The following is a 15044-nucleotide window of genomic DNA, read 5'->3' as shown; positions in this document are numbered from 1 at the left end:
ACCGACGATGAGCACTGCGTCCTGGCAGGATCTGGCCGCGCGAGAATCCGGGGTGTCGACCCACGAGCTGGACGAGTTGTGGGCGGGTCTGCCGACGGTGCGCGCCGAGCAGATCCTCGGCGAATGGCGCGGCGCCGCGTTCCAGACCGGTCATCCGCTCTGCCGCGCACTGCCCGCGAGCCGCTGGTACGGCAAGCGATTCCGCTCGCTGACCCACGCCGAGCCGCTGATCTGCCGCGCCGAGGACGGCTCGCTGTTCTCGAACAAGACACTCGGCAACGGCGAGGCGTCGCTGTGGAACGTCGAGTTCCGCGGCGAGGTGACCGCGACGATGGTCTACGACGGCAAGCCGGTGTTCGATCACTTCAAACCACTCGACGACTCGACGCTGCTCGGCATCATGAACGGCCACCCGGACCTGGTACTCGCCGACGGCGCGCACTTCTACTTCCTGCTCGAACGGGTCGCCGCGTGCTGACCACCTCCGCGGTCCTGTCCCGCGACCCGGCCGCGCCGTTCTCCATCGAAGCCGTGCAGATCGACGCGCCGCGCGCCGGGGAGATCCTGGTGCGGGTGCAGGCGGTCGGCATCTGCCACACCGATCTCGTCACCCGCGCCGCGGGCGGACCGGCGCGGCCGCTGTTGCTCGGGCACGAGGGCGCCGGAGTGGTCGAGGCGGTCGGCGCGGAGGTCACCACTGTGCGGCCGGGCGATCGCGTCGTGTTGACCTTCCGCCATTGCGGAAGTTGCGCCAACTGCCGCGGCGGTCGACCCGCCTACTGCCATCGCTCGATCGCGTTGAACCAGTTCGGTTCTCGCGCGGACCGCTCCCCGCGCGTCACCGCGGACGGTACGCCGGTGCGGGACGGGTTCTTCGGCCAGTCCAGCTTCGCGGGCTACGCGCTGACCACCCCGGACAACACCGTCGTCGTCGATCCCGCGACCGATCCGGTCGTCGCCGCGCCGCTCGGGTGCGGATTCCAGACCGGCGCGGGCGCGGTGCTCAATGCCCTGCGACCCGCGCCCGACGACCAGTTCGTCGTCTACGGCGCGGGCGCGGTCGGGATGGCGGCCCTGCTCGCCGCGCGCGCGGCCGGTGTGGAGCGCATCGTCGTCGTCGACCCGAACCCCGCCCGCCGCGCACTGGCACTCGATCTCGGCGCCACCGCCGCGCTGGATCCGACGAGCGACGACACCGTCACCGCCGTGCGCGAAACCACCGGCGGCGGCGCGACACACGCCCTGGACACCACCGGGCAGCCCGGCGTGCTCGCCGACGCGGTGGCGGCACTGACGACCGGCGGCACGGTCGTCGCGGTCGGACTCGGCGCGGGCGTCCCCGACATCGACGTGCGCGATATCGTCCTGGGCGGCAAGACGATCCGCGGCTGCCTCGAGGGCGACGCCGATCCGCACACCTTCATCCCCCACCTGCTCGAACTCCATGCCGCAGGCCGGTTCCCGATCGATCGGCTCGTTGTCGACTACCCGCACACCCACATCGACACCGCACTCGAACACCAACGCGACGGCCGCACCGTCAAACCCGTCCTCACCTGGTAGTCCACTACGGCAGAATCGTTGGGGTGAAACTCACCTGACTCAGCGCGCGGCTTCGCTGGACGCGGCGGCGGAGACGGTTGGTGGGATCGCGTGCCGGTACACGCCGAGGGTCCAGGTCGGGTCCGCGGAGACGACGGTGACGGCCAGTGGGGTGCCGAAGACGTCCTGGCACGCTTTCATGACGCCCGGCGCTTTGGGTTGCGCGACGGCGCGGTCGGGCGGGGAGGCGGGGTCGGCGTAGTCGTCGAAGACCAGAATCGCGCCCGGCGCCAGCCGCGGCAGACACGCACGCAGGCACAGCAGCGTCGACTCGTAGCGATCGCCGTCCAGGTAGGCGAAAGCGATTCGGGCGGGCAGCTGTTCGGGCACGGTGTGGGCGAACCAGCCCGCGTGCAGGTGCGGGCGGCGCAAGCCGAACTGTTCGTGCAGCGTCACCACCTCGCCGATCGAGGCAGCGAACTCGCCCTCGGCCAGATAGTCGCTGTCGTGGCGACCCGGCGCAGGCAGCCCGCGAAACGAATCGTAGGCGTGCACCGGAGGATCCGCGCCGACCGAGTCGAGCACCGCGCGCAGCCACGCGGTCATTCCGCCTCGGTAACAACCGAATTCGACCACCGCGCCGGGAACGCCTGCGCGCACGACGCGGGCGAGCTCCCGTTCCACGATCGCCATCCGCCCCCGATCGACGGTCCGGGGCTGGGTCCGCAACAAGTATTCCTGCAACGCGCCGCGACGATCGTGCACAACGCCCTCCGCTCCGTGCGGTTGCCACACCGGACTCCGCCAGAATAGCAATCGGCTATCTCCGGCGACGGCGAACGACGTGTCAGCCGCCCCGACCGCGAAACCGAGCGCACCGCCCCGACCCGCTGATCTATCGGGCAACCAGCTCCGGCACCGCGCCCAGCGCCGCCAGCGCCCGATCCACCGATTCCGCCGCGGCGGGCAACAGCGGCAACCGCACCGCCGGGCTCGGAATGCGTCCCAGCGCGTGCAGCACGCCCTTGATCACAGTCGGATTCGGCTCGGCGAACGCCGTCGTAGCAACCCCGGCCAGCTGCCCGCCGATCGCCCGCGCCGACACGAGATCTCCGGCGCTCCAAGCATTTTCGAGAGCGATGAAACGCTCTGTCGCCAGTTGCGCGGTCGCCACGATGCCGCCCGCCGCGCCCAACGCCAGCAGCGGCGAAAGGAACGCGTCGTCCCCGGCGAGCACCGCGAAGTCGCCGGGAGGATCGGCGAGCAACTCGACCGCGTCGGCATCCACACCGCCGACCGCGTACTTCACACCGACGACGCCCTCCAGGGCAGCGAGCTCCCGCAGTGTGCTCGCGCTCAACGAACGACCGGTGCGATACGGAATGTGGTACACGATCAACGGAACCGGCGAGTTCGCCGCGAGGTGAGCGTAGTGCGCGACGACCCCCGACTCGGACGGCCGCGTGTAGTACGGCACCGGCACCAACGCCGCGGCCACCTGCGGCCACGCCGCCAACTCCATCAGCCCGGCGAGGCTGGCGCGGGTGTCGTTGCCGCCCGCCCCGACGATCAGCGGCGCGCCCGCCGACGCACAGACCCCGGCGCACACGTCGATCACCCCGCGCCGCTCCTCGGCGTCCAGCGTCGCCGCCTCGGCCGTCGTGCCCAACGCCACCAGACCCGCCGCGCCCGCGTCGAGCACGGCGCGCGCCAGCGATTCCAGCGCGTCCCACGCGACGGCGCCGTCCTCGGTGAACGGCGTGACCAGCGGTACGAAAATTCCTCGGAATCGGTGCATACCGCCAGCGTGCCGCACCCAGAGATTAAGAACCAGTTCGCATTTGTGCTGCTGAACGTAAGCTGAACTGATGCTCGACGTGCGCAGGCTGCGGCTGCTGCGGGAACTCGCCCGGCGCGGCACCATCGCCGCCGTCGCCGAGGCGCTCGCCTTCACCCCCTCCGCGGTCTCCCAGCAACTCACCGCGCTGGAACGCGAAGCGGGCGTCGCCCTGCTGGAACGCACCGGACGTCGAGTCACGCTCACCCCGGCCGGACACACCCTCGTCGCCCACGCCGACGCGGTGCTCGCCCGGCTCGAAGAGGCCGAGGCCGACCTCGCCGCCGCCAGGGCCGGGCTCACCGGACCGCTGCGCATCGGCGCCTTCCCCAGCGCCACCCAGGCCTTCATCCCCGACACCCTCACCAGGCTCGGCACCGCCCACCCCGGCCTGGAACCCCTTGTGACAGAACTCGATCCGGCCCGCGTCGCCGCCGCACTGCGCGCCGGAGAACTCGACGTCGCCCTCGTCCACGACTACGACCTCGTCCCGTTCCCACCCGAACCCGGCGTGCACACCGAACCGCTCTACCGCGAAGCCATGTTCCTCGCCGCCGACACCGCTACCCCCGACGCCACCCTCGACACCTGGCGCGACGCACCGTGGATCGTGGCCACAGCGGGCACCCGCTGCCACACCATGACCCTCCGCGCCTGCCAAGCCGCGGGATTCACCCCGCGCGTCCACCACCAGGTCGACGACTTCACCACCGTGCTCGCCTTCGTCGCCGCCGGACACGGCGTCGCCCTCGTCCCCGAACTCAGCGCCACCGAACCCCCGCCCGGCGTGCACCTCGTCCGACTTCCGATCGCCCGCACCACGACCATCGCGTGTCGCGCGGGCGCGGGCAGGCATCCAGCCGTCTCCGCTTTCACTACAGCCGTGCGGGCCGCACTGAGCTGAATCCCGGTCACTCCCTGCGCAATTCGAAGATCCGGAACTCACGGCCACCGGAGAGCTCGTACTCCATCTCGTAGCCGGGCCAGAACTCCACGGCCAGATCCCAGACGCGTTTGCGCTCGACGCCGGTGATCTCGGTGACCCGCACCGGGAACCGCTCGCCCCGATGCCCGACGGTCGCGGTGCTGGCCGCGCGCAGGTTCGCCGACCACGCCGGATGCTTCGCACTGCCCCAGTTCGACCCGATCACCAGGAAATCCGCGCCGCGCGGCACATACAGCAGCGACGTGGTGCGCGGCATCCCCGTCTTGCGTCCGGCCACCGTGACCTCGATCGACGGCAGCCCCACCAGATCGAGCACGCCGAATCGCCCGCGAGTCACCCACCGGATGAACCGCTCCAGCGGCAGCACGAGCGGCGCCGTGCGCATCACCCACCGCTGCTGCGCGAGGCGCCTGGCAAGAGTCGGCAACGGATTCGAGACCATAACCGCATGGTGCCACGCCGCGGCGGCCGCGTCCGCCCGCGAGCGCCGAAGCGGCCCACTTCACACCGCACGCGCGCCGGTCGACGCCGAACTCCGGCATTCACCGCACAGATGTGCGAACCACGGACCCACGGATTCAATTGTTAAACGCCCTCATTTCATCACCGTATGTATTTTTGATGACAGACATCCACGCAAACCCACGGAAGGGACACGGCCCCTTGGTCTTCCGCGCAGCAGGATCGGCACACCGACCGCACCCGGCCACCCACGCCCACACCTGCCCCAGCGGAGACCGCTGATGTTCGCGCGATGGGGGGAACTCGTCCACCGATACCGATTCGGCGTACTCGGCATCGTCGTCGCCGGACTGCTCGCACTCGCGGGCTACGGCATCGGCATCGAAAACCACCTCAGCTCCAGCGGATTGGAAGACCCCAGCGCCGAATCCGCCCGAGCGAGCCGCCTCGCCGACGAAGCATGGGGCCGCGACCACGAATCCGACGTCGTCCTGCTCATCACCGCCCCCGACGGCAAAACCGTCGACGACCCCGAACTCAGCCGCACCGTCGTCGACCACCTCAACGCCCTAACCCGCGACCACCCCGACGAGATCACCGGAATCAACGGCGCCTACTGGGCCACCGAAACCGGCAAAGCCAGCGGACCCCTCTTCGCCAGGGACGACCGCCGCCACGCCTTCGTCCTCATCGCTATCCGCGGCGACGACGACACCGAAATGGCGCGCAACTACCGAGAGGTCAAGGACGAGTTGCCCATTCCCGGGGTCGACGTCCAAGTCGCCGGCCTGCAACCCATCGCGGGCACTCTCACCGACACCCTCACCGACGACGTGCACCGCATGGAAGTCGTCGCACTACCCGTCGTCGCCGTCCTGCTGTTCTTCGTCTTCGGCGGACTCGTCGCCGCGGCACTACCCCTCGCCATCGGCGCCCTCACCGTCGCAGGCGCCAACGGCATCATGCGGATCTTCACCGACTTCACCGACGTCCACTTCGTCGTCACCGGCGTCGTCTCGATGATCGGCGTCGGCCTCGCCATCGACTACGGCCTGTTCATCGTCAGCCGCTTCCGCGAAGAACTCGCCGCGGGCCACCACACCCGCACCGCCGTCCGGCGCTCGGTGATGACGGCAGGCCGCACCGTCGTCTTCTCCGCGACCATGATCGTGGCCAGCCTCGGCGGCCTGCTGATCTTCCCGCAGGGATTCCTCAAATCCCTCGCCTACGGCGCCATCGCCACCGTCCTGCTCGCCGCGCTCAGCGCGATCACCATCCTGCCCGCCGCCCTCGCCGTCCTCGGACCACGCGTGGACAGCCTCGGCCTCAGCCGATTCCGCCGAACCAAGACCGCCGCCGAGATCGAGAACGGATTCTGGGGCCGCACTACCGACTGGGTCATGCGCAAGCCACTGCGCGTCGCCGTCCCGCTCGTCCTCGGCCTCGGCCTGCTCATCATCCCGATGAAGAACCTCGCCTTCGGCGGCATGAGCGAGACCTACCTGCCACCGGACAACCCCACCCGCCTCGCCCAGCAGCACTTCGACGAGTTGTTCCCCAAACGCCAACCCGACCCGCTCCAGCTCATCGTCGTCTCCGACGACCGCACCGCCATCGGCGCGCTCTACCGCCAGGTCAACCAAGCACCCGGGCTCGCAAGCGAATTCAGCGTGCCCGCCTCCGCACCCGGCCGCACCGACCTCTACCGCATGCGCGCCACCCTCGCCGACTCCAACAACGCCGGACCGACGATCGACTACCTCCGCGCGCTCGACGTGCCCGACGGACTCACCCTCCTCGTCGGCGGCCAGCCCGCCATCCAAGAGGACAGCATCGACACCCTTCTCGAACGCATGCCGTACATGATCGCCGCGGTCGTGCTCGTCACCACGCTGCTGATGTTCCTGACCTTCGGCTCCCTCGTCCTCCCCATCAAGGCCGCGCTGATGAGCGCGCTCGGCCTCGGCTCCACGCTCGGCATCCTCACCTGGATCTTCATCGACGGCCACGGCGCCGGGCTGCTGAACTTCACACCGCAGCCGATCATGTCCCCGGTCCTGGTGCTCATCATCGCCATCGTCTACGGCCTGTCCACCGACTACGAGGTGTTCCTGCTGTCCCGCATGGTCGAAGCGAGGGCCAAGGGCGCCGACACCACCCAGGCCATCCGCGCCGGCACCGCGCACACCGGCGGCATCATCACCGCCGCCGCACTCATCCTGCTCGTGGTCACCGGGGCGTTCGCTTTCTCCGACCTCGTGATGATGCAGTACATCGCCTACGGCATGATCGCGGCCCTGTTCATCGACGCGACGATACTGCGCATGCTGCTGGTCCCCGCGGTCATGAAGCTCCTCGGCGACAAGTGCTGGTGGGCGCCCTCCTGGATGCGGGGGATCCAGCGCAAGATCGGCCTCGGCGAACCCGTCCTGGACGACGAACCGCAGGCCCGCGCCGCACCCGAGGCCCGTCCGATCTCCGCGACGGTGTCCGCGCGGAGCTGATCGGCGGGCCGAGTCGCCGGGAAAAAGCGCGGTCGCCACCTTCTCCCGGAGTACGCTCACCGCCAGAAGGGAGCGTCACCACCGCCGACCGGACCGAAGGACGTGCACCGATGAGCAGCCGTCTCGACGCCGAATACGCCGATCCCACGCCGCTGCGGGTGCGGATCGACACCCACGAACGCTACTCGGAAAAACCCCACGATCCGGGCGGCGAAGTGCTCGCCGCACTCGCCCTCTCCGGCGCGGAGTACCTCGCCGACGTCGGCTGCGGTGACGCGCGATTCCTCGCTCGGCTCGTGGCGTACGGCCACCGCGGCCCGCTGCTCGGCATCGACACCTCCCCCGCCATGGTCGCCGCCGCCCAGGCCGTCCCCGGCGTGCGCGGCGTCCGCGCCGACGCCCGCCGTATCCCGTTCGACGACAACACCTTCGACGTGCTCACCGCACGCCACATGCTGTACCACGTCCCGGATCCGGCGGCCGCGCTCCACGAATTCCGGCGCACCACCAAACCCGGCGGCACCGTCGCTGTCGTCGTCAACCACCCCGAAACCTGTCCGTACATCGGCGAACTCGTCGACGCGCACGCCGCGAGCTACGGCATCGAACCCGACGCCGCGCCGCCGCGCACCGTGGACTCGGAGACCTTGCCCCGGCTCATGTCCGACATCTTCGGGGACGTGCGCGTCCAGCGCTGTGACAACGCCCTCGTCTTCGACAGCCCCGCGCCGCTGATTCGCTTCGCGGAAGCCATCTTCGGCTGCCGCGGTATCGAACCCGACCATCCCGACCGCGACGCGATCCTCGCCGATCTCAGCGCCGACGTCGAAGACTGGTTCGTCCATCACCCCGGGCGCACCTGGCGCGATCCCAAGGGATACCTCGTCGCCACCGCACTCGTCGCGGAGTGATCGTCGAGCCGACCCTTGCCGTAAGTGCTTGGTGATTGGGTGTATTCGGATGTTTGTTGGTGTACGTGAGTGGTGCCTTCCCTTTGCCAAAGTGAGCTTATATAGTTAGATGCGCATATCTACGTATCAGCATTTTGTTTATCAAGTCCTGCCAGCTGCTTCACGTCCGACCAGCGGAACCTTGCGCAGCCCGAGATCGCCTGGCTAGCGGCCTCGCCTCCCCTGCCGTTCGTCCAGCCCGTTCCGCTTCTCCCCTCCCCCGCCGAGAATCCCCACCCCACTGCGCGATCCTCCCCCGATACGGACGGGTGACCAGTTACAGTGTTCGCCGTGGTCCCACCCGACCCGGCGCCCTCCTGCGCCGGAGGTCCACGAGCGCCGACCACCCCGTTCGGAACAGGAGTTCGATGCGATCCCCCAGTCGCCGCCACGTCCTGGCCGCCTTCGCAGCCACCACCGCCGCTCTGGTCGTCGGCGGTAGCGCGCCGGCCTACGCCCGTCCCGCTCCGCCCGCGCAGGTGCAGCCGTTCGGCAGCGACTTCCTGTGGGGCGTCGCCGCATCGGGTTATCAGTCGGAAGGTGATGCACCGGACAGCAATTGGTCGCGGTACGTCGCCGCGGGCAAAACCGAGGACCCGTACGAGAACGCCATCGACTTCCACAGCCGCTACCGCTCGGATATCGCGCTGGCCGCCCAGCTCGGCGTGCGGGTGTATCGGATCGGCATCGAATGGGCGCGGCTCCAGCCACGGCCCGGCGAATGGGACGAGGCGGGATTCCGCTTCTACGACAACGTGATCGCCGCGATCCGCGACGCGGGCATGCGACCGATGCTGACCATCGATCACTGGGTCTACCCCGGCTGGGAGGTCGACCGCGGCGGCTGGCGCAATCCGGCGATCGTCGAGGACTGGCTGGCCAACGCCCGGCGAGTGGTCGACAGGTACGCGGACGCGGACCCGCTCTGGGTCACCTTCAACGAGCCGATGATGTACGTGCTCAACGAGCTTCGGCACGGTGGCATCGGCCCCGCCGACGTGCCCGCGATGCACGACCGAATCGCCCGGGCGCACAACGCGATCTACGACCACATCCACGCGGCGCAGCCCGGCGCCATGGTGACGAGCAATGTCGCCTACATCCCCGCGGCCGAGGACGCGGTCAACAAGCCGCTGATCGACAAGATCGCCGGCAAGCTGGACTACATCGGCATCGACTACTACTACGGCCTCTCCCCCGACAACCTCACGGGGATGACGAACTTCACCGAGCTGTGGAAGAACCCGCTCCAGCCCGAGGGCATCTACTATGCGCTGCAACACTATTCGCGCGCGTTTCCCGGCAAGCCGCTCTACATCGTCGAGAACGGCATGCCCACCGAGAACGGTCTGCCACGCTGGGACGCCTACACCCGCGCCGACAACCTGCGCGACACCGTCTACTGGCTGCAGCGCGCCAAGGCAGACGGCATGAATCTGATCGGCTACAACTACTGGAGCCTGACCGACAACTACGAATGGGGCTCCTACACACCGCGTTTCGGCCTCTACACCGTCGACGTGCTGACCGACCCGACGCTGACCCGGCGCCCCACCGACGCCGTCGCGGCCTACCGCGCCATCACCGCCAACGGCGGCGTACCGGCCGACTACCTGCCGACGCGACTGCCGAAGGAATGCTCGTTCGTGGACGCGCTCGCCAGCTGCGCCGATCCGGTGACCGTGCCCCGCTGACCCATCCGCCCGGCGTGCGGCACGGGCCGCGCGCCGGAGTCAGGGGCGTCGTCCGCGCGGGGGCGCCGCGATGTCGTGCACCACGGCTTCCCGTTCGCCACCAGCGTTTTCCGGCTCACCGAAGCCGACGGGCGGGGGCACGTCTCCGGTGCGGTGCGCCCTGGCGACCAAGGCCGAGCGCAGATACCACAGGCCCGAGGCCTGGGTGGGATCGAAGGCGATGAGCTGGCCGATCCGCTTGAGGCGGTAGTCGACGGTGTTGGTGTGCACGTGCAGCAGCCGCGCGGTGCGCTGCCGGTTCAGGTTCGTACTGATGTGCACCTGAAGGGTTTCCAGCAGTTCGGGGTAGTCGTCCAGCGGATCGAGCAGCGAGCCGAGGAAGTCGCGCGCCGGGCCCGGCCGGGTGAGCTGGTACTCCAGCGCCAAGTCGTTGAAGCGATACAGGCCGGACACGCTGTGCATCCGGTGCACCATGTCGAGCAGCTCGTGCGCCTGATCGGCGGCCTGCGGTATGCGTTCCGGGGTCGCCTCCACCGCGCTGGCGCGCACGGGAACCTGGGCGGCCCTGGACAATTGGGCGACCAGCTCGTCGAGCTCCGCGTCGTCGAGGGTGGTGGTCGGGATGAGGATGGTGCCGCCGTCCACGCTCAACAGCGACAGCGCGCTGTCGCCGCACCGGGTGGCCAGCTCCGCCTGCAACCTGCGTAGCTTGCGGCGGGCGACCACCTTGCTGTCCAGCGTCGGATTCCGCTCGTCGCGATGTGGCGGCACCGCGAGCGCGAGCACGTGGTAGGAATCCGCGATCTGGATTCCGCATTCGCGGGCCATGGTGGAGGTGCTGTTGCCACCGAGCAGGGCCGAGGTCAGCGTGTGCACGGCCGTGTGGTGTTCGCTCACCACGGCGCGTAGTTCCTTCACGTACGCCACCGAGACCGTCGCGATGATGGTGTCGAGAATGTCCATGAAGCGGCGGGCCACGTTCACCAGGCTCTCGTGGTCCTGGGTGGTGGCGTTGGCCAGGATCAGATCGAAGCCGAGTTTGAAGCCCTCGTGGATGGCGTGCTGGATCGTATCGATCGGAATGCCCTCGCGCGCCCAGCCCGCGGCGGCGGCTCCGACGCGCTCGATGTCCTCGCCGACCTCGTTGCCGTCCAGCATCCGCACGGCCAGTTCCAGACACACCCGGGTCACGGCGGTTACGTCGCCGCTGAGCGCCTCGCCGGGCAGCGTGCCGCACGGCACGACGTTCTTCACGAAGTGCCCGACCATGCGCTGGGAGAGGGTCCTGGTGTCCTTGAGATGCGTCGAGACCGGACGGCCCGAAACGATGAGATCAGGATCGGCCATGTTGGGAGCGGTCACGAGCGGGTCCTTCCGGCCGGAATTGCACAGCGATCAAACGTAACGGGATTCGCGTGCGCCGTGGGCCGTGTCGAACGTGGATTGTGACACTTGAGTCAATCGGTCCCAGATATTTGTGACTCGCCACAAAATGCGAGGGCTCAGTTTTGAAATGTCGGCTCCCCCGCCAAGTACGTGGCCCGCACCTCGATGTCGGCCAGTTCCGCAGGCGGCACCCGCCGGGGATCCCGATCCAGGACGACCAGATCCGCGTACTTGCCGGGAGTGAGGGACCCGGTGATGTCGTCGGCGAACAGCTGATACGCCGCGTCGATGGTCTGAGCGCGCAGCGCTTGGTCGACGGTGATCCTTTCCGCCGGTGCGAGTACGCGTCCGCTGCGCGAGGTCCGCGTCACCGCGGCGGCCATATTGCGCAACGGCTCCTCCTCGGTGACCGGGCAGTCGTTGTGGAACGACACGCGCATGCCCGCATCGAGTGCCGATCGGGTGCGCACCCAGTTCGCGCCGCGCTCGGGGCCGAACAGGTCGTCGACGAGCACGTCGCCCCAGTAGTAGACGTGATCGACGAACAAACTGCACGTGATGCCGAGTCGCGCGGCACGCCGGAACTGTTCGGGGGTCATCGCACCGCAGTGCTCCAAGCGCAGCCGGTGATCCGGGCGCGGGTACCGAGCCAGCGCGTTCTCGTAGACGTCGAGGATCGTGTCCACGCCGTGATCGCCGTGTACGTGGCAGGCGATCTGCCAGCCCACCGGGTAGTAGGCGCCCACGATCTGGCGCAGTTGGTCCGCGGTGTAGTTGGCGTGGCCGCGGTGATCGTGCCCGAGTCCGAGGGCGGCCGTTGCGGGGGTGTTCAGATACGGGAACGAGGTGTCGATGTTGCCGACCCACGGTGATCCGTCGACCCAGATCTTGATGCCGATCTGGCGGAACAGGTCGTCGCCGTTCTCCAACGGGCAGTACGACTCCCCGCCCGGATCGGCCATCTCGTAGACCCGCATCCGCACTTTGGCTTGCCGCTGCCGATAGAGCGCGCTGGTCAGCGGGCGCATCTGCTGGGAGAAGGCCATGTCGCTGCACAGCGTGACACCGCGGCTCGCGAGGTCGGCGTGTTCGCGGGCCAGCAGTTCGGGGCCGGAAAGCTGCTCGGCCAGCATGGGTCCGATCACCGACAGCACGGCGGGCGCCTCGTAGACCTTGCCGGTGAGCCGGCCGTAGTCGTCCCTGACGTAGTGCCCGCCCGCCGGATCCGGCATGTCGTCGGAGAGGCCTGCGAAGCGCATGGCCGCGCCGTTCGCCCACGCGAGGTGTCCCGAGTTCTGCCAGATCACGATCGGCCGGTCGGGGCCGAGCTCGTCCAGCCACGCCCTGGTCGGCTCCGGAAAACCCGTCTGCAACAGCACATCCAAGCCGTAGAAGATCAACGGACGGCCCGCCGGAGCCGTGGCGACAGCGCGCAGAATCTCCGCGTGCGCGTCCTCGGCGCTCGGACAGGTGGTGACCGGGCGAATGTCGATCACGGTGTCGGAGTACAACATCTGATCCTGGGTCGGATGGGTGTGCGCCTCCACGAAGCCCGGCATCAGGCAGCGATCGCCCAGCTCGATCATCTCGGTCCCCGACCCGCGCATGGCCAGCACGTCGTCTCCGCCGACCGCGGCGATGCGCCCGTTGGACACCGCGACCGCGCGGGCACCCTCCCGCTCGGCATCCATCGCGAGGATCGTGCCGCCGGTGAAGATCAGATCGGCTGTGCTCATCGAAACCTCCGTGGAACGGGTCGGGCAGCGGGCGGACCGCTTTGCCACTCGATTGCGAAGAGCGTGCGATCTATGACGATAACAGTTGGTACAGGTACTTCGAGGGGACAAATGGTGTTTGCTGGTCGCCCTCTGCGGTACCGAGAAACGCGGGAACCCAGCTGAAACACGTTCTAGACAAAGTCGACCGTTTGTCTTACCGTCGATATATGCAAGCAGGTTTGTCACACAACGGCGTGTTCGAGCTTCGGTCCGGCGACACCTGGCGCGATCCGTGGCCGATGTACGCCGCGTTGCGCGAACACGATCCGGTCCACCATGTGGTTCCGGCGGATCGTCCCGACGAGGACTACTACGTGCTGTCTCGCTTCGCCGACGTCTACGACGCGGTGCGCGACGCCGAGACCTTCTCCTCGGCCTCGGGCATCACGGTCGACTACCACGATCTGGAGAAGATCGGCCTCGGCGAGAACAAGCCGTTCGTGTTCACCGACGCGCCCGATCACACGATCTTCCGTCGCCGGGTGGCCAAGGGCTTCACCCCGCGCCAGGTCGAGGAGATCCGGCCCGCGGTACGGGAATTCGTCGTCGAGCGCATCGAGCGGCTGCGCGAAGCCGGTGGCGGCGACATCTCCGTCGAGCTGTTCAAGCCGCTGCCCACCATGGTGGTCGCGCACTACCTCGGGGTGCCCGCCGCGGATCGGGCGAAGTTCGACGAATGGACCGACAGCATCGTCGCCGCCTCGGCCACCGGCAACGTCTACTCGGCGCAGGCCGCCGTCGGCGAGCTCACGCAGTACTTCACCGCGATGATCGAACGCCGCCGCCTCGAACCGGCCGACGACACCATCACCCACCTGGTGGCCTCCGGCCTCGGCGAACCCGACGACATCCCCGGCATCCTGCAGATCATCGGCTTCGCCTTCACCATGATCACCGGCGGCAACGACACCACCACCGGCAATCTCGGCGGCGCGGTGCAGTTGCTGACCACCCACCCCGACCAGCGCAAGCGGCTCGTCGACGATCCGAGCCTCATCCCGGATTCGGTCAACGAGTTCCTGCGGCTGACCTCGCCGGTGCAGAACATGGCCCGCACCGTGACCAGGGACGTGGAGATCGAGGGCGTCACCATTCCGGCGGGCAGGCGGGCGCTGATGCTCTACGCCTCGGCCAACCGCGACGAACGCGAATTCGGCCAGGACGCCGCGGAATTGGACGTCACCCGCAGGCCGAAGACCATCCTCACCTTCGGCCACGGCAACCACCACTGCCTCGGCGCGGCGGCCGCCCGCATGCAGGCCACCATCGCGCTGCAAGAGCTGCTCGCCCGCTGCCCGGACTTCACCGTCGACCTGGACGGCGTCCGCTACGCGGAGGGCAACTACGTGCGCTGGCCGGTGAACGTCCCGTTCGTGGCGAGCGCGTGAACACCGACTGGCTGGCCGAGCAGCGCACCGAACTGGCCGCGCAACGGATCCTGGACGCGGCCGCGCGCCTGTTCGCCGAGCGGGGCGTGGCCGATACCCAGATGGCCGATATCGCCAAGGCGGCCGGATGTTCCCGCGCGACGGTCTACCGCTATTTCGAGAATCGGCACGCGGTGCGGCTCGCTTTCGTGCACCGGGAGGCGCGGCGGGTCGGTGCGGCGGTGGTCGCGGAGGTCGACGGGATCGCCGATCCGGGCGAGCGGATCGTGACCGCCATGCTCACCGCGGTGCGCGCGGTCCGCGCCGAACCGCTGCTGATCGCCTGGTTCCGGCCCGCCGACGCGGGACTCGCCGTGGAGATCGGCCAGTCCTCGCAGGTGATCGAGGCGCTCGCGGCCGCCTTCCTGCCGGATTCGATCGGCGGCGACCGGGCGCGGCTGGCGCGGTGGCTGACCCGGCTGATCGTCTCGCTGCTCACCGTCCCCGGCGTCGACGATGCCGACGAACGCGCCATGCTCGAGCATTTCGTCGCGCCGCTGTTCAGCCGCGCCTGACGC

The 15044-nt window shown here is 68.8% G+C and carries 13 protein-coding genes; 8 read left to right on the top strand and 5 right to left on the bottom strand.

The window, feature by feature from the left end:
• Window positions 1-7 precede the first annotated feature (7 nt).
• Together CRP45_RS02830 and CRP45_RS02825 are read left to right on the top strand one after the other, a co-directional pair.
• Window positions 8-478, top strand: a complete 471-nt coding sequence (locus CRP45_RS02830; protein ID WP_097243646.1) for a DUF4334 domain-containing protein — start codon at window positions 8-10, stop codon at window positions 476-478.
• Window positions 475-1563 carry an NAD(P)-dependent alcohol dehydrogenase gene (locus CRP45_RS02825; RefSeq protein WP_097244523.1) on the top strand — a complete coding sequence of 363 codons (1089 nt, stop codon included), beginning with the start codon at window positions 475-477 and terminating at the stop codon, window positions 1561-1563. Before CRP45_RS02830 ends, CRP45_RS02825 begins: the two co-directional genes overlap by 4 nt.
• Window positions 1564-1602: 39 nt before the next feature.
• Here CRP45_RS02825 and CRP45_RS02820 read toward each other — a convergent pair whose 3' ends face one another.
• On the bottom strand, window positions 1603-2307 hold the full coding sequence (locus tag CRP45_RS02820) for a TylF/MycF/NovP-related O-methyltransferase (RefSeq protein WP_067778353.1): 705 nt from the start codon (window positions 2305-2307) through the stop codon (window positions 1603-1605).
• 130 nt (window positions 2308-2437) lie between these two features.
• Entirely contained in the window at window positions 2438-3340 is a 903-nt protein-coding gene (locus CRP45_RS02815) for a 4-hydroxy-tetrahydrodipicolinate synthase family protein (protein ID WP_097243645.1), read from the bottom strand.
• Between the two features lie 70 nt (window positions 3341-3410).
• On the opposite strand from CRP45_RS02815, the gene CRP45_RS02810 reads away from it, so the two are divergent.
• A complete protein-coding gene (locus tag CRP45_RS02810; RefSeq protein WP_067778123.1) occupies window positions 3411-4283 on the top strand; it encodes a LysR family transcriptional regulator in 873 nt (290 codons plus the stop codon).
• Between the two features lie 7 nt (window positions 4284-4290).
• Here the strand turns inward: CRP45_RS02810 and CRP45_RS02805 are convergent, their stop codons facing one another.
• Window positions 4291-4767 (bottom strand): nitroreductase family deazaflavin-dependent oxidoreductase, encoded by a 477-nt coding sequence (locus CRP45_RS02805; RefSeq protein WP_097243644.1) that lies wholly within the window; start codon window positions 4765-4767, stop codon window positions 4291-4293.
• A 301-nt stretch (window positions 4768-5068) separates the two neighbouring features.
• On the opposite strand from CRP45_RS02805, the gene CRP45_RS02800 reads away from it, so the two are divergent.
• From CRP45_RS02800 to CRP45_RS02790, 3 genes are all read left to right on the top strand, one after another.
• On the top strand, window positions 5069-7291 hold the full coding sequence (locus tag CRP45_RS02800; protein ID WP_097243643.1) for an MMPL family transporter: 2223 nt from the start codon (window positions 5069-5071) through the stop codon (window positions 7289-7291).
• A gap of 110 nt (window positions 7292-7401) precedes the next feature.
• Window positions 7402-8202, top strand: coding sequence for a class I SAM-dependent methyltransferase (locus CRP45_RS02795; RefSeq protein WP_067778126.1), 801 nt, complete (start codon window positions 7402-7404; stop codon window positions 8200-8202).
• A gap of 407 nt (window positions 8203-8609) precedes the next feature.
• Window positions 8610-9935, top strand: coding sequence for a glycoside hydrolase family 1 protein (locus CRP45_RS02790; protein ID WP_097243642.1), 1326 nt, complete (start codon window positions 8610-8612; stop codon window positions 9933-9935).
• Between the two features lie 39 nt (window positions 9936-9974).
• On the opposite strand, the gene CRP45_RS02785 is transcribed toward CRP45_RS02790, so the two are convergent.
• Together CRP45_RS02785 and CRP45_RS02780 are read right to left on the bottom strand one after the other, a co-directional pair.
• Window positions 9975-11297, bottom strand: coding sequence for a PucR family transcriptional regulator (locus CRP45_RS02785; protein WP_372507994.1), 1323 nt, complete (start codon window positions 11295-11297; stop codon window positions 9975-9977).
• A gap of 140 nt (window positions 11298-11437) precedes the next feature.
• Window positions 11438-13057 (bottom strand): amidohydrolase, encoded by a 1620-nt coding sequence (locus CRP45_RS02780; RefSeq protein ID WP_097243641.1) that lies wholly within the window; start codon window positions 13055-13057, stop codon window positions 11438-11440.
• A gap of 209 nt (window positions 13058-13266) precedes the next feature.
• On the opposite strand from CRP45_RS02780, the gene CRP45_RS02775 reads away from it, so the two are divergent.
• On the top strand, window positions 13267-14487 hold the full coding sequence (locus CRP45_RS02775; protein WP_097243640.1) for a cytochrome P450: 1221 nt from the start codon (window positions 13267-13269) through the stop codon (window positions 14485-14487).
• Entirely contained in the window at window positions 14484-15041 is a 558-nt protein-coding gene (locus CRP45_RS02770) for a TetR/AcrR family transcriptional regulator (protein WP_097243639.1), read from the top strand. Before CRP45_RS02775 ends, CRP45_RS02770 begins: the two co-directional genes overlap by 4 nt.
• Window positions 15042-15044: the final 3 nt, after the last annotated feature.

The sequence above is a fragment of the Nocardia amikacinitolerans genome (assembly GCF_900215415.1).
Lineage (GTDB): Bacteria > Actinomycetota > Actinomycetes > Mycobacteriales > Mycobacteriaceae > Nocardia > Nocardia amikacinitolerans.
The sequence above is the reverse complement of the archived record's forward strand: the minus strand, read 5'-3'. Positions and strand labels throughout refer to the sequence as shown.

What these genes read in the sequence shown, in the direction of transcription:
- CRP45_RS02790 (WP_097243642.1), top strand. Translation starts at nt 8,610, where the DNA reads ATGCGATCCCCCAGTCGCCGCCACGTCCTGGCCGCCTTCGCAGCCACC.
- CRP45_RS02805 (WP_097243644.1), bottom strand. Translation starts at nt 4,767, where the DNA reads ATGGTCTCGAATCCGTTGCCGACTCTTGCCAGGCGCCTCGCGCAGCAG.
- CRP45_RS02815 (WP_097243645.1), bottom strand. Translation starts at nt 3,340, where the DNA reads ATGCACCGATTCCGAGGAATTTTCGTACCGCTGGTCACGCCGTTCACC.
- CRP45_RS02830 (WP_097243646.1), top strand. Translation starts at nt 8, where the DNA reads ATGAGCACTGCGTCCTGGCAGGATCTGGCCGCGCGAGAATCCGGGGTG.
- CRP45_RS02810 (WP_067778123.1), top strand. Translation starts at nt 3,411, where the DNA reads ATGCTCGACGTGCGCAGGCTGCGGCTGCTGCGGGAACTCGCCCGGCGC.
- CRP45_RS02800 (WP_097243643.1), top strand. Translation starts at nt 5,069, where the DNA reads ATGTTCGCGCGATGGGGGGAACTCGTCCACCGATACCGATTCGGCGTA.
- CRP45_RS02795 (WP_067778126.1), top strand. Translation starts at nt 7,402, where the DNA reads ATGAGCAGCCGTCTCGACGCCGAATACGCCGATCCCACGCCGCTGCGG.
- CRP45_RS02780 (WP_097243641.1), bottom strand. Translation starts at nt 13,057, where the DNA reads ATGAGCACAGCCGATCTGATCTTCACCGGCGGCACGATCCTCGCGATG.
- CRP45_RS02775 (WP_097243640.1), top strand. Translation starts at nt 13,267, where the DNA reads ATGCAAGCAGGTTTGTCACACAACGGCGTGTTCGAGCTTCGGTCCGGC.